The following is a 22,971-nucleotide window of genomic DNA, read 5'->3' on the forward strand; positions in this document are numbered from 1 at the left end:
TCTCGAACGACCATCAATGAAACTCTCGTCGTTCCAGCTCGTCAGCGACACCAACGCTCATAACCAGAGCAAAAGCCAAAGCGTTCGACAGCAAGGCACTGCCACCGTAACTGAGCAGAGGCAAGGGAAGTCCGGTGACCGGAAGGATCCCCATACTCATCCCAACACACTCGAAGACCTGAAACCATACCCAGGCCATCAGAGCGGAGATCATGACTTTTCCCTGCTTGTCCCGACACCGAACGGCGATCCCGAGCATGCGCCAGAGAAGAATTCCAAAAAGAAGAAGCACCAAAGCAGCCCCCACAAATCCCCACTCCTCAGACCAGACGCTGAAGACAAAATCCGTGTGGGGCTCTGGAAGAAAGCGAAGCTTACTCTGAGTCCCCTGAAGAAACCCCTTCCCCCAGATGGAACCGGATCCCACGGCGATCCTGGACTGAATAACGTTATATCCAGCCCCCAGAGGGTCCCGAGAGGGATCGATGAAAACCAGAAGACGCTGGCGCTGGTAGGGCTTAAGAAACTCCCATCCAACAGGAAGCATGGCGACTCCAGCCCCAACGAGGGATAAAAGATACGCTCTCGGTGCTCCAGCGACCAAAAAGGCGACAAAGGCCATCGCCCCATAGACCAAAGCGCTTCCCAAATCGGGCTGCAGCAACACCAGAACGAGGCTGATGCCCACGAGCCCCCACAGCACAGCAAAACCCCAAAAGGTCTCGGGTTTGCCATACTCGGAAAATCGTCCGAGGAGGAGAGCCAAGGCGACCTTCCCTAATTCGGACGGTTGGAGATGGAGACCTCCCAGAGAAAACCAGGACTGGGCGCCTTTGGCAACCGTTCCCGAGACCAGAACCAGAACCAGACAGCATACGATTACCCCGTAGATCCGATATGCCCATTGAAGGACGGAACGATAACCGATCCTGAGCACCACCAGGATGGCGAGAAGAGAGATACCTCCCCAGACCAATTGCCGATAGGCATACCCCCAGTGGCCTCGCCCCCCTCCCACGGAAGCACTGTAGATGGAGATAACCCCGATCACGTACAGAGCGATCATAGAAAGGGCAAGCGGATAATCGACGTACCTCAAAAGAGTCTGGAAAAACGTGGGGCGTTCCTCAGACATCGTTGGTGCCTCGAGACCCCCTTCTGATACTGGTTACAGGTATGTTGGCCACAAGTGCCACTTTGTTACCTTCTCTGTCAAAGTCCATCTCTATATGGTCGGTATCGACATCCATGTAGCTTGAGATAACCTTTATCAGGTCTTTTCTGAGTTCCTCCAGCATGGCAGGAGAGATATCGCATCGATCGTTGACCAAAATGACCTGAAGCCGATTTTTTGCTACCTGTTGGGAACCTTTTTTGGAGAAGAATCTATCGAGAAATCCCATAACGACCCTCACTACTTCCCCAAAAAAATTTTCTTGAGGCCATCGAACAGGCTTTTTTTGCCGAGGGCTGTCACGTCAATGAGAGGAATATTCTCCCCCACCAGTCTACCGGCTATATTGGCAAACGCTTGTGCCGCCGGGGAGCGTTCTCCCATGGTCAGGGGTTCACCTCTATTGGACGAGGTAACAACCGACTCATCCTCTGGAACGATACCGGCGAGATCCACTGCCAGAATTTCCAGGACATCGTCCACCGAGAGCATATCCCCCCGTTCGACCATCTGGGGACGAATACGGTTGACGATAAGTCGAATGGGCATTTTCCCCAGGGACTCAAGCATTCCAACGATTCGGTCAGCATCCCGCACCGCTGAAACATCAGGGGTAGTAACCACCAAAGCCTCCCGAGCCCCGATGGCAGCGTTCTGAAAACCGCCCTCAATTCCTGCCGGACTATCCAACAGGACGAAGTCAAACTCCTTTTTCAGCTTATCGCATAGGGCCTTCATTTGCTCCGGTTTCACAGCGTCCTTGGTCCTGGTCTGAGCCGCTGGAAGGAGATGGAGCCCCTCCACACGCTTATCCTTCACCAAAGCTCGGCGAAGATCACAGCTTCCTTCAACCACGTCCACCAGGTTATAGACGATTCTGTTCTCAAGACCCAGAATAACGTCCAGGTTCCGAAGTCCAATATCGGCATCCACAGCTACAACCCTGTACCCCTGTTGGGCCAGAGCCATAGATACGTTGGCGGTCGTGGTGGTCTTTCCGACACCACCCTTGCCTGAAGTTACAACAATTACCCGTCCATCCACAAAAACATCTCCTATTCTCGAAAAAATTCGTCCAAAGTCAACGCCGCTCCGTGACGACGAAGGCATCTCGATCGATGGAGACGATCACAGCCCCTCCCCACCACAGCTGTTCCGACGAGTTCAGGTCGTTGCTGACCTTCCGACCGATCCGAACCTGCCGAGCCTTAAAGGAGTCCACGGCAATGAATCGTCGTTCATCCCCGTCGCACCCAGCATGAGCGACCCCGGACAAGCGCCCGAACACGCAGACGTTGCCGGAGGCCATGACCTCAGCACCACTATGGACATCCCCCAAGATCAAGACATCCCCTGAATGAACAATCTTCTGACCTGATCTCAAGGTTTGATTGACCACCAAAGGCTCGCCATCAGTTTTTTCAGAGCGTTCGATAAGGAGCTCCTTCTCACCCCTTCTCTCATCCTCAACGCGAAACCCAGAACGGCGTAAAAAGGCAAGCGCCTCTTGGTGCTCGCTTCTCCAAAACGATATGGACAAATCCATGGGCCAGATGATCTCCTGAAGAACCCGAAGGAGCACGGCCGAATCCAGAGGACGAGCTCCGGTATCGACGATGATAGTCATCTGTTTGATCACGGACTCTGCCTCAGACACCACTCGAACAGCCTGATTCAGGGCCTCGTCCAAAGCTAAATCAGTCGGTATGATGAGCCGGACCCCTGTGCCATGTCCTTTTATGACCACAGCACTGTTTTCCGGGGACATGGACATTTTAGAGACCTCCTTCGTTGTTTTTCACCAGATATGCCAGAAGCTGGCCAACGATGGGGGCGGCAGTGGAGCTGCCATGAAGCCCCTCCTCAACGAAGGCAACGGCAACATACTGAGGTTTTTCCACAGGAGAATACCCCCCAAAAACAGCGTGGTCGTCCCCCTGGCAGTTTTGTACGGTGCCGGTTTTCCCGGCCACAGAAACACCGAAGCTCCCCGCACGCCAGCCGGTACCGCCAGGTTCCACAACTTTCTCTAAACCTTTTTGGACAATCCGCAGAAGCTGAGCATCAAGTTTCAGGTCCACCGACGGGAAATCACCATCCTGAAGAAGGTGAGGGCGAAAGGAGCGCCCTGTAGCCAGAACAGCAAACTCATGAAGGATTTGGATCGGAGTCATAAGCAAAAAACCCTGACCGATGGAGTAGTTAACGGTATCTCCTTTGTACCATCGATCACCGAACTTCCGTTTTTTCCATTCCCTGCCTGAGATGGTTCCCTCGACCTCTCCTGGAATATCAACTCCCGTTTTTTTCCCCACGCCAAAGACCTTGCCCCATTTCACGAGGGTATCAATCCCCACTCGCTGGCCTATCTCATAAAAATAGACATCGCACGAATCCCGGAGAGCCTCGATGACGTTTTCACTGCCATGTCCCCACCGACGATGACATCGGTACGTCTGGTTCCCCAAAATAAATTTTCCCGTACATACAACCGCAGTCCTCCGGGTGGCCGACCTCTCCGCCAAAGCGGCATAGGCCACTATGGGCTTATAAACGGATCCAGGAGAATAGGCTCCACACATTGCTCTATTCAGCATAGGCCGACTGGGAGCGCCCAGAAGTTTTTTCCACTCTTTAGACGAGATTCCCCAAGCGAGGGGGTTAACGTCAAAAGTCGGACTTGAATAAAGGACTTTCAGCCCCCCCGACTTAAGGTCCATGGCCAGAACAGCACCTCGTCGATCCCCCATAAGATCGGCAGCAAGACGCTGAGCCCCCAGATCCAATGTCAAGGCCAGGTTCTCCCCTGCCACGGGTCTCTGACCGTATAGAGAACGAACGAAGCGTCCACGAGCGTCGACCTCAATAACCCGATGCCCGGGATACCCTTGGAGCCGATCCTCATAGTACGCCTCAATTCCTCCTTTTCCAGTCATATCTCCCCCGGCAAACCGCGAAGTGTCTCCATCTCGACCCAGTTTTTGAAGCTCAGCTTCGGTGATCTCGCCCACATACCCCAAAGCATGGCAGACCAAGGCTCCTCCAGGATAGATCCGACGCCATACCGGCAGATAAAAAAACTGAGGGGGAAACTCGGGATCTCCGACCAAATCGGTCATCTGAGCCATAGTCAGGTTTCGAAGCAAAACTACTGATCGATAAGGAACCACGTACTGACTTTGAGCTCGACGAGCCAAGAGTTCTTCCGACAAAGGAATGCCATGACGACGAAGCAGGGTCGAGAAGGCTCTCAGCAAGCCTTTCTCCTTCAGGTCCAAAGGATACCCAACGATATCGAAAGTCAAAACATTCGTGGCCAGAAGAACGCCGTTTGCATCGGAAATACTTCCTCGAGTAGCAGGAAGTCGAATGACCCGCAGCTTATTGGACAACGCCAGTTGCACATATTGATCGGAACGGAAAATCTGAAAATAGCCTAACCCTGCAATAAGACACGCCAAAGAGGCCAAGACAGCCCAACGGAGTCCTCGAAGCCTTTCGTCCACGATGGTCCTGTTATCAAACATTCTGCCGTCTGTATATAACGCCGTAATACAGCCATGCCCCCAAAAGAGATGGCATACTCAGAAGGATAAACCACCCGAGAGACGTAAGACTCAAGCTCCTTCCAAACTCCGAGAGAAAGAACCGGGGCAAGAACACGACGACCAAGGCAGCCGACGAAAAGAGCAAAAACAACGACGGTAGTCGCCCTTCCTTGGGAACCGACCACCAGAGCATCTCTGAGGCCAAAAAGACAGCACTGAACAAAGCCCCCTGAAGGCCAGGAACGCCTGTCCAACGGAGATCCCAAAAGACCCCTCCAAGCAAGCCCCCCCAGAGACACGCTTGAGTTCGGCGTTCATCGCACAGCCCCAGTGTGAACACCGTGAGAAAGAATACATCGGGGGACAAACTCCATCCTGAACACAGGACCTGAAGGAAGTCCTGAGCACACCAGGCGATCAGGGCAGGAAGCATCATGGCGAGATCCTCACTGAACGTTTCCGGAAGACTCGAACCCCGTAGATCCGAGAGAGAGATCCTCCTGAGATAACCTGATATTCCTTAGTCCCCAAGTCGCTCTCCCTATCTCCGTCAGCAACAAGTCCCACGGGAATCCCAGGAGGCAAAAATTCGCTGATCAAGGCGGTATCCAAGGCCATGCCCGGTTGAATATCCGAGTTGTCGGGAATGTAGCACAACCACAGCCCCCCTTGTCCATCTCCGACGACGACCCCCACATCCCGAGTCTCTCGAACGATGACTGGAACCATTTCCGATGTTGAGGTCAACAAACTCACCCATGAACGATGATCGTCTACCCGGGATATCCTGCCGATAAGGAAACCTTCTTGAAGAACCGGATCACCGGGAGAGAGGCCGTCCAGGCCTCCTTGATCAATCCGAAATTCATTCCACCAGCTCCTGGAGAGACGGAGATCGACTCGGGCGTCGGCCAAGGCACCCATAAGAGTTTTTCTTAAGATGAGAGCATCCTTCATGTGGAGAGCGAGAAAAAGAGAGTCGTTTTCTCTCTTTAAGCCAGCAAGTTCTTCCATAAGGGTCCGTCTTTCCTGGAACCACATTTGACCGCTCCGATAGCCATGGCGAATCATGACAGCAGGACGTTCCATCAGCTCAAGCCACTGGGCCCAAAGGCTCATGACCTTGAGTACCGGCTCACTCCCGGTGCTCAAAGTCAAGATCAGCCCCAGAGCCACAGCACACAGGCCCGAGATAATCCGTCTTTGACGAATATCAGCCATAAGCAGCACCCTTCGGGAGAGATCAACGACTCCCTTTTTCGACCGACATTAATACTCGCTTCATGGCGTTCAGATCCTCCAAGATCCGTCCCACTCCTCGAGCAACAGCATGCAAGGGGTCCTCCGCCAATATAACCGGTGCGTTCAGCGATCTGGAAAGACGGACATCCAGACCTCTCAGCTGACAGATCCCCCCAGTCAGGACGATCCCCTGATCCACAATATCCTTGGATAATTCAGGAGGAGTCTGCTCTAAAGCCACCTTAACCATATCTTCAACGCGTGAAATCAAAGGATCCAAGGCCTCCCGAATTTCCACCGACGAAACGGTCGTTACCTTTGGCAGACCGTCGGCAAGATCCCGTCCTTTAACCTCAATGTCGACCTCCTGCTCCATGGGCAGCGCCGACCCTACATCGATCTTGACCGATTCAGCCGTGGTATTGCCGATGAAAATGGCATGTTTCTGACGAAGCATGGCCACGATGGCATCGTCCATATCGTCACCGGCGACCCTGAGAGAATTATTCACCACGATCCCACCCAAGGAGAGGACCGCAACCTCGCTGGTACCTCCGCCAACATCCAGGATCATACTTCCCCTGGGCTCCTGTATGGGAAGTCCAGCGCCCAACGCTGCCGCAACAGGCTCGTCCACAACATAGGCCTCCCGAGCTCCCGCTCCCAGAGTTGCATCAATGACGGCTTTTTTCTCCACCTCGGTGACCTTGGCAGGGACCGATATGACGACTCTCGGACGAGAACGAAATCCTGAGCCTCCAGTGCGCTGGAGGAAATGGCGAATTATGGCCTCGGTCATGTCAAAGTCTGCGATAACCCCGTCCTTCAAAGGACGGATCGTGGACACTCCTTCCGGGGTTTTGCCAGCCATAGCCTTAGCTCTGTTACCAAAGGCGATAACCTCAAGCTGACCTCCCCGCTTCTTCTTCCGGACGGCCACAGCCGATGGCTCGTTCATGACGATCCCCTTGCCGCACTGGTAGACTACAACGTTGGATGTCCCCAGATCGATGCCCACCTCGTTGCCGAGAAAACCAAAGAACCCCACCTATGTATCCTCCTCTGTTCCCTGTCTCTACCCCTCAACGGCGGTAATTCCTCGCCTTGAGACGATATAATGACCGTAAAATCGTATACCTAACGCCTCCACCTGGCCTCGAACGACAGCGGTTAACCGTCGATCCTCCAGGCTGCTTTCCAGCCCTCCGTCAGGATGGTTATGGACGAGGACCAGACCATCGGCATCAAGCCGAATAGCAACTCGCAAAAAAAACTTGAGATCCAGAACAGCCCCGTCGACTCCTCCAAAAGAGAGTCGCTCCACAGCCAAAACACCGCCATCCTGTTCAACGAAAAGAGCCACGATGAACTCTCGCTCCTCGTGAGCCAAAAGGGCTCTGACCTTCTCCAGCTCCCGACGCAACGGGGAGACCTTCGTAGCCCCTTTCGGTCGGTCCGTCTCGACCATCGCCAGACGACGCCCCAGCTCAACTGCAGCAGACACAGTCGCGGCCTTGGCTGCTCCAATCCCTTTAAAAGAGAGGAACTCCCTCACCGATGTCCTGAGCAACCCACCAAGACCACCAAATCCGTCCAGAAGCGACTCGGAGAGGCTCAAAACGCTACGCCCGGCACCACCGGTTCTCAAAAGGATAGCCAGAAGTTCCACATCACTGAGAGCCGATGGCCCCTTTTCGAAGAGCCTCTCACGGGGGAGCTGATCGTCCGTCACGATAAAAAGGGATTCTCCCGTTTTTCTATCCCAATGGTGGTCTCGGGACCATGCCCTGGGAGGACCAACAGATCGCTGTTCAATACAGCCAACCTCGCCAAAGAGGCCTCCATAAACTGGGGGACGCTCCCAGGAAGATCGGTTCGACCGATGCTCCTGGCAAACAAGGTATCACCAGCCAAGAGGAGCTTTTGATCACCGTCTCGAACCAGGATACAACAGCTTCCCCTGGTATGCCCTGGCGTATGGATCACCGACAACATCAAGGTTCCTACGGACAAGGCTACACCGTCCTTCAGGTACCCTGTCGCCTCTACCGGTGGACAGTCAGCCCCTAACTGAATCGAGAGGTTTTTATCTCCTCTTGAAAGCATTTCCTCGTCCTCAGGGTGGATCCACACCTGAGAACCAAAACGACTGGACAAAGCAGCAGCACCTGCGATGTGATCGGCATGGCCGTGGGTCAAGACCACGGCATACAGAGAAATTTCCCGCTCCTCAATCCACTGTACGACCTCTCGCGGATCTCCACCGGGATCCACGAAAAAACCCACTTTATCCTGCCCCCACAAGAGATATCCATTCGTCCACAAGAGCCCCAAGGGAAAGCGCTTCCACTCCATGTCTACAGCACCTCTGGAGTATCGATAATCAGGGTCACCGGACCATCGTTATGAATCTCGACGACCATGTGAGTCTGGAAGGTCCCTGATTCCACGGGGACACCCAGCTCCTGAAGATGCTCCATAAAGCGACCATAAAGCTCTCGGGCATGATCAGGGGAGGCCGCTCCCACGAAAGAAGGACGTCGTCCCTTCCGACAATTGCCATACAGGGTGAACTGAGAGACGACCAAGAGTCCCCCGGAAACGTCTTTTACGGAAAGGTTCAGTTTCCCATTATCGTCCTCAAAGATCCGAAGCCCTACAATCTTCTCGGCCAGCCACCGAGCATGATCGTCGGTGTCACCGGATGCTACAGCCAAGAGAACACAGAGCCCTTTCTCAACAGAGCCCACCGATGTACCGTCCACCGAAACCCGAGCTCGTGCAACCCGCTGTATTACCGCTCTCATGCTTTACCCCCTGGTGACGTCTATAACGTTTCGAACAGTGTTGATCTTGGCGATAACCGCGTACAGATGCTCTAGGTTTCGGACCAAGACGTCGAGCTTCATACGAGCCTGTCCTCCGCCGATCTTGCTGGCCTTGACAGCAGCCAGGCTGGATTCGGCGTTGGCCACGGCTTGGGCTACGTCGGAGAACAAGCTTGGCCTGTCCAGAGACTCGACGACGATACGAGCCTCATATCGCTTCTTCCCGACATGCCCCCAATCCACCTGGATAAATCGGTCGGAGGACATCCCGGTCACGTTGGAGCAGTTTTCCCGATGGACTGTGATACCCCTCAATCTTGTAGCAAACCCCACTATGGGATCACCAGGAACTGGCTTACAACAGTTGGAAAGAGAGACTAAAACTCCTTCAGCCCCTTCGACAACGATGTCCATACGATCCTTCTGGACCAAGCGATGGGGTTTCGAATCCGGCGGGGACTCTTCTTTGGACTTCATAGAGGAGAGAAGAGAACATATTTTGGACGCCACTGTCCCGGGGTTCTGGCTATTGGCCCCTACAGCAAAGAAAACATCATCTCCGTTATTGTACCCCATATCCCGAGCAACTCTGTTTAAAACCGATGATATTTCATCCGCTTGGTGCTTGGGGGCACCTTTGTCGCTCAAGCGACGCTTAAGCTCTCGATCCAGAAGCTCCCGCCCCCTCTGAATCGTCTCCGTCTTGGCCACGGTATCCAGATGTTTGAAATAAGCTCGGATCCTCCCCTTGGCCTTGCTGCTCTTAGCCACCTTTAACCAATCCCGGGAGGGCTTCCCCTGAGGAGATGTAAGGACTCTGACGATGTCACCGTTTTGCAGTTCATAGTCCGTAGGGACAATACGGTTATTGACCATAGCTCCCACGTATTGGTTGCCAACCTGAGTATGGACAGCATAGGCAAAATCGATAGGGGCAGCACCTCGGGGCAGGGATTTTACGTCTCCCTGAGGGGTGAAGACGAACACATCCGATGTGAGGACGTCATCCTTCAGACGCTCCATGAACTCCTCTGGACGAACTTCCTGGCTCTCCTCGATGGTCTTCCGGATCCACTCGAGTTTGGTATCCAGATCGTCCATCCGCTGGGAACCTTCCTTGTACCGCCAGTGAGCCGCTACCCCATATTCTGCAAGCCAGTTCATCTCCCAGGTCCGTATCTGCACCTCAAGAGGTTCACCAGACGGCCCCACCACCGTGGAGTGGAGAGACTGATACATGTTGTTTTTAGGATTGGCAATATAATCGTCGAATTGACCGGGAATTGGCTTCCAGATTGTATGCACAATGCCCAAAACGGTATAACACAACGTGACGTCATCGACGATGATCCTCATAGCCAGAAGATCGTAGAGCTGATCCACCGATAAGCCCTTGCGATTCATCTTCTCAAGAATACTATAAAAGTGCTTGGCTCGGCCCTTGATAAGGGCTTCGATATCGTGCTCCTTAAGTCGAGCCTCCAGGACCTCGATAGCTTTTTTGATGGTTGTCTCTCGCTCGGGAAGCCTTTTCTGCACTTTCTTTTTGATCTCATAGTACATATCAGGGTCATAATACTTGAATGCCAGATCCTCAAGGGTCCTCTTCACCTGATAGATCCCCAGGCGATGAGCTAAAGGAGCGTAAATCTCCAGGGTCTCCTTGGCAATTCGCTGCTGCTTATCTCGACGAAGGACGCCTAAGGTCCTCATATTGTGAGTACGATCGGCCAGTTTGATGAGGACCACCCGTATATCCTTCGCCATGACGAGAAACATCTTTCGCAGGTTCTCCGCCTGGTAATCCTCGAAAGACTTGAAGGGAAGCTTTCCAAGCTTGGTGACACCGTCGACCAACACTGACACCTCAGCTCCGAAACTATTCGCCAGATCGTCCTTGGTCACGTGAGTGTCCTCTATACAGTCATGAAGCAAGGCGGCGTCCATGGTCTGAATGTCCATTTTCATCTCGGCCAGGATGGAAGCCACGTAGATACAATGGATGATATAGGGTTCACCAGTCCCCCGCTTCTGATCGCCGTGGGCCTCGGCTGCATACACCAGAGCCTCTCCCAGCTCCTTCAGCTCATCTGGGGTAAAGTATCGGGCGACCTTGGACCACAGCTCTTGCCAAGCAAATTTTACCGAAACTGATCGCTGTTGCTCAGGCAACCTCCCCATAAAACTGTCCCGAAGGGAAATGAGATTCCTTTTGCTGAACTTCTTGTGCTCCACCTCACTCATGGCCTCATCTCCCCTAAGCGCCATCGGCCAAAACTATCTTTTCCACCACAAATTGGAGACTCAGTCGCCCCTTCCACTCGTTCAGCCTTGGTCGATAGACCCATCCGTAAATATCCTCCATGGAGCAATGCTGACGAGCACCGTTGAAGGCCAGTAATGTCCCGGAGCCTACGTCAATCTTGCCGTGCAGCCCCCCCTTTCCCAAAGGCTGAAGCCGTTCTCCGCCCCTTCGGGGCACGAAAAACGCTGGAAAAGGATGGGAATGCCCAAAAGGGCCGATCCGACGGAGGTCATGCCATAATCCCATATCGAAGCGAGAGGGATCCCAGTCGATAACCACGTCAACCTTCTCCGGAGAGATAATCGCCTTCAAACGGCGGTCTAACTCGATCGTCAGGAGGTCCCAACGATCAGGAGTCACGGAAAAACCCGCAGCGTATTGGTGACCACCCCACCCCTCCAGAAGGTTGTCGAGATCCGAGAGAATCTGGACCGCATTACCTCCCTCAGGCACCCGCAGCGTACCACGAATACCGTTGCCGGAGGGAGCTGCCAGGGCAAAAGCCCGGTCATATCCGTAGCAAAGGCGACTGGCCACAGCGCTGAGGACTCCCACAGGCCAGCTCTCATCATAATGGACCTGCATCATCGATCTCTCGATTTTTTGTACTATCGTGGAGGTGATAGTTGCAGAAATTTCCTTCCGATGTTGGTTTAATTCATACAAATGAGCGACATCCCCGTTCCCCAAAACGACATCAAGCGCCCGATCTGCCACATCCAGACGACCAGCAGCATTCAGACAGGGAACGAGTTTCATGGACAAGGTCTCCTCGTCCAGGATCGCCGGCGAAACGGAAAGCCGCTGACAAAGTTCCAAAAGGCCAGGACGAGGCCGATTACGAAGGACATCAAGTCCCTGGCCGACCAAAGCACGGTTTAACGGTCCCAAGGGCATACAATCAGCTACCGTGGCGAGTGCAACAAGGTCAAGACGATCGAAGAGCCATTCCCGGGGAGCAACAGCACAGCGAAACGCCCAAGCCCAGAGGACCGCCGTGGCACATAGGCGACAAGCCTCTGCACACCCCCCTCGCTGGGGATTCACGAAGCCTGGAATTGCTATGACGTCTCCGTCCACTGAATGATGATCGAAAACGATCACGGTCATACCCGAACGGACAGCCTGGTCTATGGCCTCCACATCTTTGGAGCCACAATCCACAACGATCAGAGTCTGAAAGCCTTTAACCACGGCAGCCTGGATCACCCATCTGTGGACGCCATATCCCTCATTCTGCCGATGGGGAAGGTAATAGCTCACCGAGGATGCCCCAGAAAGGCCAGCGAGTTCAATAGCCAGTGCAGAGGAGGACACACCGTCCACGTCGTAATCACCATAAACCAGCACCTTCTGATTGGGAACTGCTTTGTTCCAAAGCTCGAGGGCCCGATCCACATCGGGCCCCAAATCCAGATTCTGAAGACTACCGGGCAGGTCATCAACCAACAAGGAGCTCAGCTTATCAGGATCGTCTCCCCAGCGGGAACGCATAACCGTAGCCAGCAGGTTGGAGCAGCCGAGATGAGTGGAAAGAGCAAGGGGATCATCGTCAACGGAGAGTCGCTGTATCTGCCGAGAAGAACATGTCGGGAGCATCCGGACAAAACACCTCCTCTTACGTGCATAAGTGGGAGAACTTCAAACCGTACTTCGTGAATATGACAGAAGGAGGGGAGCAGCAAGGCCCCCCTCCTTGACGATGTCTATTTCGAAACAGGAACCCCTGTGAACCACTCATCAAGAAGGGCACCAGCAATATAGATAGAGCTATAGGTTCCTATCACGATCCCCGTCATAAGAGCAAAAGAGAAGTTGGCCAGAACCGGTCCTCCCCAGATGTAGAATGCCAGAACAGGAAGAAACGTGGTCAGAGACGTGTTGATGGTCCGAGACAGCGTCTGGTTAATGGAGACGTTCATGAGGCCATCCACACCCCATCCCCGAAGGTGTTTCCAGTTCTCTCGAACCCGATCAAGAACGACAATGGTGTCGTTCAGAGAGTAGCCCACGATGGTCAAGATCGCGGCGATGAAGGTGATGGAAATCTCTCGTCCCATAAGACTAAACAGTCCCAAGGTAATTATAGTGTCATGAAGAAGAGCCACTACGCTAACCACAGCAAAGCGGAATTGGAAGCGGATGGTTATGTAGATCAGGATCCCCAGAAGAGCCACAAGCAACGCTACACAGGCTTCTCGACGAAGCTGCTCTCCCACAACAGGACCGACCTTTTCAAATCGAAGAACAGACAGACCGTTGAACTTGGCCTTAAGAGCATTTAAAACGTCCTTTCGAACCCCCTCTTCCTCTGCCTGGAGGCGAACGATAACTCCTCGATCACTGTAGGCCTGAATAACAGCCTTGCTCTGGCCAAGGTGCCCCAAGACACCACGGACTTCGCTGACCTGAACGGGAGCGGGGAACTCAAGCTGAAGCAGATTTCCTCCGGTGAAGTCAATACCAAGATTCAGCCCCCGAGTCAGCAAAAGCCCCAAACTCAGGAGAACGAGAAGGGCGCTCAATCCCAAGGCCTGACGGCGAAACCTCATAAAGTTGAACTTATACATCAGATTCGTATTCATCATCAACGGCCTCCCGTTACCTTCGACGTGCCAGGGAAGGAATGCTGTTGTGGCTCACCATGATCTGTAGCAGAACACGGGTTACCAAAACAGCGCTGAAGACGCTGGCGACGATACCAAAGGCCAAGGTCAAAGCAAAACCTCTGACGGGTCCACTTCCAAAATAATAGAGGACTGCCGCAGCGATCAAGGTAGTGATATTGGCATCCAAAATGGTTTTAAAAGCTTTTTTGAAGCCTGAATCCAAGGAAGCCAGAGGGGTTTTACCGTCTCTATACTCCTCTTTTACTCGCTCGTATATCAGGATATTTCCATCCACGGCCATGCCAATAGTCAAAATAATACCCGCGATACCCGGGAGGGTCAGCGTTGCCTTGAAGCTAATCAAAAGAGCAAAGAGGAGGAGCATAGTCACAACCAAGGCGACATCAGCAGCAAGACCAAGAACCCGGTAGTAGATAAGCATGAACAAAACGACGAGCACGCAGCCGATGAAGCCTGCCTTGAGACCAGCTTTGATGGAGTCAGTGCCCAAGGTTGGCCCCACGGAACGATTTTCCAGAACCTCGACGGGAACGGGCAAAGCTCCGGCTCGAAGCATAATAGCCAGGTTTCTGGCCTCTTCCGGTGAAAAACTACCGGAAATCTGGGCAGAGCCTCCACTGATCCGTTCCTGCACGACAGGAGCCGATACCACCATGCCATCCAGAACAATGGCGATCTGTTTTCCCACGTTGGTTTCCGTAGCCGCATCGAAAAGCTTAGCTCCGGTATCGTTGAACTCCAGACTTACTACAGGACGTCCCAGATTGTCGTAGGTCGCCTTAGCTCCCTTTAGATCCTTTCCGCTGACGTAGACCTCCCCCAGAAGGTATATCCTCCCAGAGTCATCGTCGGCCACAACGCCGCCACTTTTGGTTTCAGCTCGAGCCCGCAAGTCCTTTTCAAGACTGTCCCTTTGGGCCTTGACCTCGTTCCAGCGGGAGACGGCCCGCTCATATTCCTCATCGGAGTCGTAATTCTTCCTCTCAGCCTGAGGAGGCAGCGCAGCCGTGGCCTGGAGCACCTGCCGGAATTCCAGCAAAGCGGTCTTCCCGATAAGCTCCAGAGCCTGTTCGGGATTTTCAACTCCAGGGAGGTCCACGATCACTCGATTCTCGCCCTCTCTCTGGATAACGGGCTCAGAGACCCCATACTGATCAACTCGGTTTCTCAAAACCGCCAATAGACGTTCCACACTGTCATTGGTCAGGGGGTTCTCCGGTATCCCTTTGGCTTGCAGGAGAATGTGAGCCCCCCCCTTGAGGTCTAACCCCAAATGAACCCGTCCCTTAATCGGAAATACCGACGCCAGGGCAGCCACAACGACGACGGCAACTAAAGCTAACCGCCAACGATCCTTCTTTAACATAGAAACCCACTACCTCCTTGTGATACCCAACAGAGCATCAACGAAAAAGGAGTGGATGTTTTAATAGACACCCACTCCAAAACGATGGGCAAGTATCTACCGACTCTCGTCCACAGTCTCAGTTTTTTGGGGCCCCTTCTCCCCATCGTCGGAGTTGTTTTCGACTTTTGGAGCTTCCGCCTGGGGCACCTCATCGACCATCTTCGTGGAGATCGACCCTTTGAGAACCCTGGCTTTAACGCCATCAGCGATCTCCAGAATCAGACTGTCCTCCTTGACCTCCCGTACGGTACCGACGAACCCGCCTGCGGTGACCACTCGGTCACCTCTGCTCAAAGACCCCAAAAGCTGATCATGCTTCTTCTGGCGCTTCTTCTGTGGCCTGATGATGAAGAAGTAAAAAACGACCACGAAGATAACCAGAGGGAAAAACATCTGCATGGCCCCCGCCTGTCCGGCATTACCCAATGATACCGCCTCCTAATCATATGTTCGTTGCTCAGATTCCTTATTGTATCATGGCTTTACCGACTTTTACACACTCTGAACTCCGCCGTGTTTCAGGTAAAACAGAAGTTTTTCAAGCTCCACCGTAATATCCACAGAGTAGACGATCACCCCGTCGGGCACAACCACCGAAGTGGGAGAAAAATTCAGGATACCCTTGATTCGACCGGCTTTGATGGCGGAATCAACACACTGCTGAGCTGCATCTTTGGGAACGGTGAGAACGAGGATCTCGATATCAAGCTCGTCAATTATTCGAGGCATATCGGCGACATGATAGCATCGTCGTCCCCAAAAAACTCTCCCCACTTTCGTCTCCGCCACGTCAAACAGGGCCACGATTTCGTACTTTTCCGAGATAAAAGCGTTGTGATCCACAAGGGCCTCTCCCAGACGCCCCACTCCCACTAAACCGATATTCCACTTCTGGGGTTGAGACAAAATCTCTGAGATATGCTCTCGAAGACGATCTACGTCGTACCCAACACCTCGCTTTCCTATTTCTCCAAAATAGGAAAGATCTTTTCGAACCTGGCTGGCCTTCAATCCCAGCATCTCCCCCATCTCCTTGGACGAAACAACGTGTACGCCCTCGGAGTTCAAACGATCCAGAAGTCTTCGATACTGGATGAGACGTTCTACAGTGGGCTCAGCAACCTTCATGCTCCTCCCCTTTCGCAAAACAATCGATAGAACAGCAAATTACGCCCAGCCCCTACCTGGCAAACCGAAGGCCATACCGACCAGCATACGGAGCGTGATGTCCGACGGCCTCTTCGATCCTGAGAAGTTGATTATATTTGGCAACCCGATCAGTCCTGGCAGGAGCTCCCGTCTTGATCTGACCGGCAGAGATTGCAACGGCTAAATCGGCAATGAACGTGTCGGCAGTCTCCCCGGAACGATGAGAAATCACGGTAGCAAAACCGGCCTCTTTGGCTCGGGCGATGACCTCCAGCGTTTCTGTCAAAGTCCCAATCTGGTTGAGCTTGATAAGCACCGCCGTAGCCGCCTTCTCCTCAATCCCCCGGTTCAGACGCACTCTGTTGGTAACAAAAAGATCATCACCGACGATCTGTACTCTTTCCCCAAGGGTTTTGGTCATCAGAGCGAAGCCCTCCCAGTCGTCCTCGGCCATGCCGTCCTCAATGGAGACGACGGGGTAGGTACCGCAAAGCTCTTTGTAGTAGTCGTTGAGCTCGGCAGAGGTAAAGACCTTCCCTTCACCGGCAAAGCTGTAGCGACCATCGGAATAGATCTCGGTTGCAGCCACATCCACAGCGATGCCTACTTGTTCTCCCGGGGAGTACCCCGCTTTCTCTATCGCCTCTACCAAGACATCAAACCCCTCACGATTACTCTCCAGGTTGGGAGCAAATCCTCCCTCGTCACCCAAGGCAGTAGAGTAGTCCTTGGCCTTGAGCATGGATTTTAAGGTATGGTAGATCTCCACGTTGATTCGAAGAGCTTCGGAGAAGCTCCCAGCTCCGTAGGGCATGATCATGAATTCCTGAATATCTAGGTTGTTGTCGGCATGAGCGCCACCGTTGATGACGTTCATCATTGGAGTAGGAAGGGAGAAAGGCCCTAAACCGCCCAGATACGCCCACAGAGGCATTTCATAGTATTCGGCCGCAGCCCGGGCCACCGCCATAGAGACCCCCAGGATAGCGTTGGCGCCCAGGGTTCCTTTATTGGCGGTTCCATCCAGATCAATCATTGCCTCATCGATATAGGCTTGCTCAGAGACATCCATTCCAACGATCTCCGAGGCTATTTTTTCGTTCACATTCTCGACGGCTTTTAAAACGCCCTTGCCCAGGAACCGATGCCCCCCATCCCGAAGTTCCACCGCCTCGAAACTACCGGTAGAGGCTCCAGACGGAACAGCAGAGCGCCCCACGATACCGCATTCCAATCCCACCTCCACCTCCACGGTGGGATTCCCTCTGGAGTCCAAAATCTCTCTACCGTGTATCCCGATGATGGTACTCATCGTTCATCGCTCCTTTCCATAAAATAAACACTATCGCTTCACTCGCCCTCCCAAAGCCTGGTCTCAGGCTCAACCTGCCGATCCTCCAGCAACGCATAGGGGGCGCCTCTTTTTCTTTTTAAAAGGGCCTCATCGTCCACCAGTACCCGAACGATCAAGAGTCTTCGAGGAAAGGCAATGTCCACCGTATCTCCCGATCGAACCACCGTGGATGGTTTCACCTTCCGCCCGTTAATTCGCACCGCTCCAACAGTGACTATCTCCTGGGCCACGGTCCGACGTTTCACCAGCCGGGCAAGCTTCAGATAGAGGTCGATCCTGATAGCCATAGAGACCTTCCCTTACGACATGTAGTCCCGAAGAGGAATACTACGGCTAGGATGTCGTAACTTTCTCAAAGCCTTGGCTTCAATCTGTCGAATTCGCTCGCGAGTTACACCAAATTGACGCCCGACATCCTCCAACGTGTAAATTTGACCATCTTCGAAGCCGAAACGAAGTCGAAGAACTTCCTTCTCCCGATCGGTCAAGCTCTCCAGAACGCTCTCTAAATGCCCCCTGAGAAATTCCATTGAGGTGGAGTCATCTGGACTTATCATGTCCTTATCTTCGATGAAATCCCCCAACTGGCTATCTTCCTCCTCCCCCACAGGTGACTCAAGGGATATGGGCTCCTGAGCTATCTTTCGGATCTGAACCACCTTGGCAGGATCAATTCCCATCTCGGCAGCAATTTCATCGTCGGTAGGTTCCCGCCCAAGATTTTGAACCAAACTCCGAGACACGCGCATAACCTTGTTGATGGTCTCCACCATGTGGACCGGAACCCGTATGGTTCGAGCCTGATCTGCGATGGCTCTGGTAATGGCCTGTCGAATCCACCACGTAGCATAGGTACTGAACTTGTAGCCTCGAGTGTAGTCAAATTTCTCAACCGCGCGGATCAGTCCCAGATTTCCCTCCTGAATCAGGTCTAAAAACAGCATTCCCCGCCCCATGTATTTCTTGGCAATACTCACTACCAACCGCAGGTTGGCCTCAATCAGATAGGACTTGGCCTGTCCGTCACCAGCCTCGATCCTCTTGGCCAGCTCAACTTCCTGGGACTGGTTCAGAAGGGGGATGTTACCGATCTCCCGAAGGTACACCCTAACTGGATCACTACCACCGATGAGATTCTCGCCACCCTCTGAGTTGGCACAAACAGCCATAGGATTGTCCTCAGGCTTATCAGCTCCCTGGATATCGATGTCCAACGCCATAAGGTTCTCGTATATTCTTCTCAGCAGGGCCTCGTTGAGGCTCTGGGGTGTCATATGCCGCTCAATATCCTCTTTGGTAACGTACCCCTTACTCTGTCCCTCCAGAAGTATGTTTTTGATCTTATCAAGATACTGATCCAACATGGCCTCGGTACCATCCATCCCGATATTCAGATCACCCTGAGAATCGACAAGGCGCTCCATACGTGGCCCCCCCCCTTCATGCCCGGAAACCCTTTTGAGACACCAACCGCTGTCGTACCTGTTCAAGTTCCTGAATATCTGCAACATCGGCCTCGCCCCTGAGAAGTTTTACACGAAGTTCATTATACCGCATTTGAGCTTTTTGGCGATAGAGGATTTGACAAAAATGCCTCCACTTCCAATGAAGATCGTGATCGAACTCGTCAAGGTAAGAACCGCCCTTGGCCAAGACGAAGAGAGGAAAGGTATCATTCATACTCAGCCAACGTTTCTCCAAAAAGGCCGGAGATTCCCCCGAGAGGATAGCCCCTGCCATCCTCTTAAGCCGAGAATCGGAAAGAAAAGGCAGCACTTTGTCTGCAGAGATCCGTTTTCGAAGGGATGCTTCCTCCCAAAGTAACGTAACCACAGCGATCTCAGGCAAAGGAGGAGGAGCCTCATCCTCAGGAAGAATTTCTTCCTCGCTCGCAAAAGACGATCGAATGGGACGGGAATCCTTTCGTCGGCAGTCCAAAGCGTCTAAAACCTCCAGCTCCCGCACACCTAACAGAGCCGCCAAGAGGGGAAGATGGGGCGATATCTCCACGGGCTCCACCTGGGCCAGTCCATCAAAAAGACCGCTGATGGCGCCCTTTCTCGTCTTGGGATCCTCAATAAGAGGTGTCGAAAGGCGAATGTGATATTCCACGAGTGGCAAAGCCTTTTTAAGACACCCTTCGAACCGTTCGACTCCTCCTGAAGCACTCAGAAGATCGTCGGGATCCTCCCCCTCAGGGAGAGAGACAACCCACACGGAGAGTCCCGCCTTCTGAAGGACATACATCCCCCGTAAAGCCGCAGCCTGACCGGCTCCGTCGGCATCATAGCAGATGTAGGTTCGATCAGCTAGACGACGAAGAACCTCGGCCTGTTCCTCCGTCAGAGACGTTCCAAGGGTCGCCACCGTTTGCGTAAAGCCTTTCATATGGAGCCTCAGGGCATCCATATACCCCTCGACCAGAATGGAGTGTCCCTTCTCCCGAATGGCTGCCCTGGCTTTGTCAATCAGATACAGGGTTTTTCTCTTGCTGTAGATATCCGTCTCGGGGCTATTCAGATATTTGGCACCATCGCCGTCGATAATTCGACCACCAAAAGCGACCAAGCGACCGGAGATGTCTCGAATCGGAAAGATTACCCGGCCTCTAAACCGATCATAGAGCCCCCGCTCGCTTCGGATCACAAGACCGCACCGCTCCATCGGCTTCAAAGCTATTCCCCGTTTCGGAAGTTCCCTTGTGAGAAAATTCCAGGAGGGAGGGGCCCATCCAAGCTCAAAAAAACTTTGGCTCTCTGGAGATACATCCCGACGATCCAGGTATCCCTGAGCGGTCAAGCCCTGGCGATCATGGAGACATTTCTGAAAGAGAGAACAGGCTGCTTCCATAACGTCGAACAGGTTGGATGTTTTTCCCTTGCCTGAACGTGCCTCAAGAGAGACCCCCGCTCTCCGAGCCAGAAGCTCCAGAGCCTCGGGAAACGACACCCCTTCTCGCTCCATAACAAAACTGAACAGATCGCCTCCCTTGCCACATCCAAAACAATGCCAGCTCTGACGCTCCTGGGAGACATGAAACGACGGGGTCCTCTCATCATGAAAAGGACAGAGCCCCTTGTAGTTTTTGCCGCTTTTGGTGAGTCTGACGTACTCGCCTATCACGTCCACCACATCAAGTCGGGCTTTGATACGTCCTACATCGTCTCCCACAGGCTATCACCTCCTTTTTCATCAATAAAAAACGGGGAGAGCTTTCGCCCTCCCCGCATGGATTATTCTCGACGTTCTCAGCCTACTTGGAGGAGCCCCTACAGGAACAAGGGGGCCATAACAACGGCCACGACAGACATAAGCTTGATAAGGATATTCAGGCTAGGCCCGGAGGTGTCCTTGAACGGATCGCCCACCGTATCGCCAACTACTGCGGCAGCGTGTTGCTCGGTCCCCTTGCCACCGTGATGCCCTTCCTCGATGTATTTCTTGGCATTATCCCAAGCACCACCCGAGTTGGACATGAAGATAGCCAGCATAACACCTGTGACGATTGCACCGCCCAGAAGGCCTCCCAAAGCCTCGGGACCGAGGAAGACTCCCACCAAAACAGGGCAAACGATGGCGAGAAGACCGGGAACAATCATTTCCTTCAGGGCAGCTCCCGTAGAGATCTCCACACAGCGTTCGTACTCAGGACGAGCGCTCCCCTCCATTATGCCCGGAATCTCCCTGAACTGGCGGCGAACCTCGTCTATCATATGTTCAGCAGCCCTTCCGACGGCCTGAATGGTCAGAGCACTGAAGAGGAAGGGCAACATACCACCCAAGAAGAGACCGGTCATGACCGTGGGATTGCTGAGGTCGATAGACTCCAGGTTGACAGCCCCAGCGTAGGCAGCAAACAGAGAAAGAGCGGTAAGAGCAGCCGATCCTATAGCCAGTCCCTTGCCCATAGCGGCGGTCGTGTTCCCCACAGCGTCCAGTTTATCGGTGATCTTCCTGACCTCGGGAGGTAACTTACTCATCTCGGCAATACCACCAGCGTTATCGGCGATGGGTCCATAGGCATCCACGCTCAGAGTCATACCAGTGATGGAAAGCATGCCGACAGCAGCACAGGCAATTCCGAAGAGCCCTCCAAATGAGTAGCTCACCATGGTGGCCACACAGATCATGATCACAGGAACCACGGTGGAGATCATCCCCACGGCAATACCCGACAGGATTGTGGTGGCGGACCCCGTCTCGGTAGCCTGAGCGATCTTTTGTACCGGCTTATAGTCGGAGGACGTATAGACCTCGGTCACCCAGCCGATGAGGACACCGACAAGAATCCCTGAAAGGACACTCCAAAACAGGTCGATCTTGCCCAACATGAGTTTGGTGGCGAGGAACGCACCCACGATCATGATCCCGCCAGTGAGGAAAGTTCCCTTTCGAAGGGCGACTTGGGCGTTTCCCCCCTCCTTTACCCGGACGACGACCGTTCCAAGAATCGCGGACACGATGCCAAGACCGGCTAAAACCAGAGGATAGGCCACTCCAACAGCCCCCGCTACCACCACACCGATGGCCATGGCAGCGATGATGGAGTTGACGTACGATTCAAAGAGGTCAGCTCCCATGCCGGCGATGTCGCCCACATTGTCACCCACGTTGTCGGCGATAGTAGCCGGGTTTCTGGGATCGTCCTCGGGGATCCCCGCCTCGACCTTGCCCACCAAGTCAGCTCCGACATCGGCCGCTTTCGTGTAGATTCCCCCCCCCACACGGGCAAACAAAGCGATGGAGCTGGCACCAAAACCGAAGCCCGTGATGACACTGGGATCTCGGTACAGGAAGTAACAGATCAGGATACCGATAACACCGAGGCCGACCACGGCCATGCCCATAACGCTCCCGCCCTTAAAGGCCACGTTCAGTGCGGCGTTTGTCCCCCGAGTTGCGGCATACGCAGTCTTGCCATTGGACTTGGTGGCAACGTTCATGCCAATATAGCCAGCAACAGCACTACACCCGGCACCAAGGACGAAAGCCAAGGCAACAGGAAGGCCCAGCTTCCACGTCAAAAGCAAAGCGACCACGATAACGAAGGGAAACAACCAGCGATATTCCCTGTTCAAAAAGGCCATAGCCCCTTGGTGAATGATCTCCGAGAGCTCGTTGACCCTCTCGTTATCTACTCTGAAACCGTTGACCTTACGATACGCTCCAGTTGCATAGAGCAGGGCCAGGATGCCGGACAACCCGACAAGAACAAGCGTGTATCCCATTATACGAAAACCTCCTCCTCGTTCTCTACCATCACACATCTTCGCAAAGACTCTCCTTGAGGATTCCACTGCCTCAAAGTACTTAACATTATATCAAGGCCTCGC

Annotated in this window: 22 protein-coding genes; all 22 read right to left on the reverse strand. The window is 53.4% G+C overall.

Annotated features, from left to right (window positions below):
- Positions 1-13: 13 nt before the first annotated feature.
- The 22 genes from CSA35_07215 to CSA35_07320 all read right to left on the reverse strand — a co-directional run bounded on the left by CSA35_07215 (position 14) and on the right by CSA35_07320 (position 22,866).
- Positions 14-1,135, reverse strand: a complete 1,122-nt coding sequence (locus CSA35_07215) for a rod shape-determining protein RodA (GenBank protein PIE54176.1) — start codon at positions 1,133-1,135, stop codon at positions 14-16.
- A complete protein-coding gene (minE, locus tag CSA35_07220; protein ID PIE54221.1) occupies positions 1,128-1,403 on the reverse strand; it encodes a cell division topological specificity factor MinE in 276 nt (91 codons plus the stop codon). Before minE ends, CSA35_07215 begins: the two co-directional genes overlap by 8 nt.
- An 11-nt stretch (positions 1,404-1,414) precedes the next feature.
- Entirely contained in the window at positions 1,415-2,284 is an 870-nt protein-coding gene (minD, locus tag CSA35_07225) for a septum site-determining protein MinD (GenBank protein ID PIE54177.1), read from the reverse strand.
- The gene (gene minC / locus CSA35_07230; GenBank protein PIE54178.1) at positions 2,256-2,948 is read right to left on the reverse strand and encodes a septum site-determining protein MinC; all 693 of its coding nucleotides are present in this window, start codon (positions 2,946-2,948) and stop codon (positions 2,256-2,258) included. Before minC ends, minD begins: the two co-directional genes overlap by 29 nt.
- Position 2,949: 1 nt before the next feature.
- The gene (mrdA, locus tag CSA35_07235; protein PIE54179.1) at positions 2,950-4,701 is read right to left on the reverse strand and encodes a penicillin-binding protein 2; all 1,752 of its coding nucleotides are present in this window, start codon (positions 4,699-4,701) and stop codon (positions 2,950-2,952) included.
- Complete coding sequence (locus CSA35_07240) at positions 4,694-5,158, reverse strand: hypothetical protein (protein ID PIE54180.1); 465 nt, start codon at positions 5,156-5,158, stop codon at positions 4,694-4,696. Before CSA35_07240 ends, mrdA begins: the two co-directional genes overlap by 8 nt.
- Positions 5,155-5,943 carry a rod shape-determining protein MreC gene (locus CSA35_07245; protein ID PIE54181.1) on the reverse strand — a complete coding sequence of 263 codons (789 nt, stop codon included), beginning with the start codon at positions 5,941-5,943 and terminating at the stop codon, positions 5,155-5,157. The genes CSA35_07240 and CSA35_07245 overlap by 4 nt, the downstream gene beginning before the upstream one ends.
- A 22-nt stretch (positions 5,944-5,965) precedes the next feature.
- On the reverse strand, positions 5,966-7,012 hold the full coding sequence (locus CSA35_07250) for a rod shape-determining protein (GenBank protein ID PIE54182.1): 1,047 nt from the start codon (positions 7,010-7,012) through the stop codon (positions 5,966-5,968).
- A 27-nt stretch (positions 7,013-7,039) separates the two neighbouring features.
- On the reverse strand, positions 7,040-7,699 hold the full coding sequence (locus CSA35_07255; GenBank protein ID PIE54183.1) for a DNA repair protein RadC: 660 nt from the start codon (positions 7,697-7,699) through the stop codon (positions 7,040-7,042).
- A complete protein-coding gene (locus tag CSA35_07260) occupies positions 7,693-8,319 on the reverse strand; it encodes an MBL fold metallo-hydrolase (protein PIE54184.1) in 627 nt (208 codons plus the stop codon). Before CSA35_07260 ends, CSA35_07255 begins: the two co-directional genes overlap by 7 nt.
- Positions 8,320-8,321: 2 nt before the next feature.
- Complete coding sequence (locus CSA35_07265; GenBank protein ID PIE54185.1) at positions 8,322-8,771, reverse strand: D-tyrosyl-tRNA(Tyr) deacylase; 450 nt, start codon at positions 8,769-8,771, stop codon at positions 8,322-8,324.
- Between the two features lie 3 nt (positions 8,772-8,774).
- Positions 8,775-11,036 carry a (p)ppGpp synthetase gene (locus CSA35_07270; GenBank protein PIE54186.1) on the reverse strand — a complete coding sequence of 754 codons (2,262 nt, stop codon included), beginning with the start codon at positions 11,034-11,036 and terminating at the stop codon, positions 8,775-8,777.
- Positions 11,037-11,049: 13 nt separating this feature from the next.
- On the reverse strand, positions 11,050-12,696 hold the full coding sequence (locus tag CSA35_07275; protein ID PIE54187.1) for a single-stranded DNA exonuclease RecJ: 1,647 nt from the start codon (positions 12,694-12,696) through the stop codon (positions 11,050-11,052).
- Between the two features lie 107 nt (positions 12,697-12,803).
- Positions 12,804-13,682 carry a protein translocase subunit SecF gene (gene secF, locus CSA35_07280; protein PIE54222.1) on the reverse strand — a complete coding sequence of 293 codons (879 nt, stop codon included), beginning with the start codon at positions 13,680-13,682 and terminating at the stop codon, positions 12,804-12,806.
- 16 nt (positions 13,683-13,698) lie between these two features.
- Entirely contained in the window at positions 13,699-15,093 is a 1,395-nt protein-coding gene (gene secD, locus CSA35_07285; GenBank protein PIE54188.1) for a protein translocase subunit SecD, read from the reverse strand.
- A gap of 96 nt (positions 15,094-15,189) precedes the next feature.
- Positions 15,190-15,534, reverse strand: coding sequence for a preprotein translocase subunit YajC (gene yajC, locus CSA35_07290; protein PIE54223.1), 345 nt, complete (start codon positions 15,532-15,534; stop codon positions 15,190-15,192).
- A gap of 93 nt (positions 15,535-15,627) precedes the next feature.
- The gene (locus tag CSA35_07295; protein ID PIE54189.1) at positions 15,628-16,263 is read right to left on the reverse strand and encodes a redox-sensing transcriptional repressor Rex; all 636 of its coding nucleotides are present in this window, start codon (positions 16,261-16,263) and stop codon (positions 15,628-15,630) included.
- Positions 16,264-16,315: 52 nt separating this feature from the next.
- A complete protein-coding gene (locus CSA35_07300) occupies positions 16,316-17,596 on the reverse strand; it encodes a phosphopyruvate hydratase (protein ID PIE54190.1) in 1,281 nt (426 codons plus the stop codon).
- A gap of 38 nt (positions 17,597-17,634) precedes the next feature.
- Complete coding sequence (locus tag CSA35_07305) at positions 17,635-17,925, reverse strand: RNA-binding protein (protein ID PIE54191.1); 291 nt, start codon at positions 17,923-17,925, stop codon at positions 17,635-17,637.
- Between the two features lie 12 nt (positions 17,926-17,937).
- Entirely contained in the window at positions 17,938-19,062 is a 1,125-nt protein-coding gene (gene rpoD / locus CSA35_07310) for an RNA polymerase sigma factor RpoD (protein PIE54192.1), read from the reverse strand.
- A gap of 16 nt (positions 19,063-19,078) precedes the next feature.
- The gene (locus tag CSA35_07315) at positions 19,079-20,809 is read right to left on the reverse strand and encodes a DNA primase (protein ID PIE54193.1); all 1,731 of its coding nucleotides are present in this window, start codon (positions 20,807-20,809) and stop codon (positions 19,079-19,081) included.
- 98 nt (positions 20,810-20,907) lie between these two features.
- Positions 20,908-22,866 carry a sodium-translocating pyrophosphatase gene (locus tag CSA35_07320; protein ID PIE54194.1) on the reverse strand — a complete coding sequence of 653 codons (1,959 nt, stop codon included), beginning with the start codon at positions 22,864-22,866 and terminating at the stop codon, positions 20,908-20,910.
- Between the last annotated feature and the right edge of the window lie 105 nt (positions 22,867-22,971).

It is taken from the genome of Dethiosulfovibrio peptidovorans, assembly GCA_002748665.1.
GTDB classification, from domain to species: Bacteria; Synergistota; Synergistia; order Synergistales; family Dethiosulfovibrionaceae; genus Dethiosulfovibrio; species Dethiosulfovibrio peptidovorans_A.

Excerpts from the sequence above, each read along its gene's own strand:
- CSA35_07260 (PIE54184.1), bottom strand. The coding sequence starts at position 8,319 with ATGGAGTGGAAGCGCTTTCCCTTGGGGCTCTTGTGGACGAATGGATAT.
- CSA35_07245 (PIE54181.1), bottom strand. The coding sequence starts at position 5,943 with ATGGCTGATATTCGTCAAAGACGGATTATCTCGGGCCTGTGTGCTGTG.
- minE (PIE54221.1), bottom strand. The coding sequence starts at position 1,403 with ATGGGATTTCTCGATAGATTCTTCTCCAAAAAAGGTTCCCAACAGGTA.
- secF (PIE54222.1), bottom strand. The coding sequence starts at position 13,682 with ATGAATACGAATCTGATGTATAAGTTCAACTTTATGAGGTTTCGCCGT.
- CSA35_07270 (PIE54186.1), bottom strand. The coding sequence starts at position 11,036 with ATGAGTGAGGTGGAGCACAAGAAGTTCAGCAAAAGGAATCTCATTTCC.
- CSA35_07300 (PIE54190.1), bottom strand. The coding sequence starts at position 17,596 with ATGAGTACCATCATCGGGATACACGGTAGAGAGATTTTGGACTCCAGA.
- CSA35_07215 (PIE54176.1), bottom strand. The coding sequence starts at position 1,135 with ATGTCTGAGGAACGCCCCACGTTTTTCCAGACTCTTTTGAGGTACGTC.
- secD (PIE54188.1), bottom strand. The coding sequence starts at position 15,093 with ATGTTAAAGAAGGATCGTTGGCGGTTAGCTTTAGTTGCCGTCGTCGTT.
- yajC (PIE54223.1), bottom strand. The coding sequence starts at position 15,534 with ATGCAGATGTTTTTCCCTCTGGTTATCTTCGTGGTCGTTTTTTACTTC.
- CSA35_07265 (PIE54185.1), bottom strand. The coding sequence starts at position 8,771 with ATGAGAGCGGTAATACAGCGGGTTGCACGAGCTCGGGTTTCGGTGGAC.
- minD (PIE54177.1), bottom strand. The coding sequence starts at position 2,284 with ATGCCTTCGTCGTCACGGAGCGGCGTTGACTTTGGACGAATTTTTTCG.
- rpoD (PIE54192.1), bottom strand. The coding sequence starts at position 19,062 with ATGGAGCGCCTTGTCGATTCTCAGGGTGATCTGAATATCGGGATGGAT.
- CSA35_07295 (PIE54189.1), bottom strand. The coding sequence starts at position 16,263 with ATGAAGGTTGCTGAGCCCACTGTAGAACGTCTCATCCAGTATCGAAGA.
- minC (PIE54178.1), bottom strand. The coding sequence starts at position 2,948 with ATGTCCATGTCCCCGGAAAACAGTGCTGTGGTCATAAAAGGACATGGC.
- CSA35_07305 (PIE54191.1), bottom strand. The coding sequence starts at position 17,925 with ATGGCTATCAGGATCGACCTCTATCTGAAGCTTGCCCGGCTGGTGAAA.
- mrdA (PIE54179.1), bottom strand. The coding sequence starts at position 4,701 with ATGTTTGATAACAGGACCATCGTGGACGAAAGGCTTCGAGGACTCCGT.
- CSA35_07240 (PIE54180.1), bottom strand. The coding sequence starts at position 5,158 with ATGATGCTTCCTGCCCTGATCGCCTGGTGTGCTCAGGACTTCCTTCAG.
- CSA35_07275 (PIE54187.1), bottom strand. The coding sequence starts at position 12,696 with ATGCTCCCGACATGTTCTTCTCGGCAGATACAGCGACTCTCCGTTGAC.
- CSA35_07320 (PIE54194.1), bottom strand. The coding sequence starts at position 22,866 with ATGGGATACACGCTTGTTCTTGTCGGGTTGTCCGGCATCCTGGCCCTG.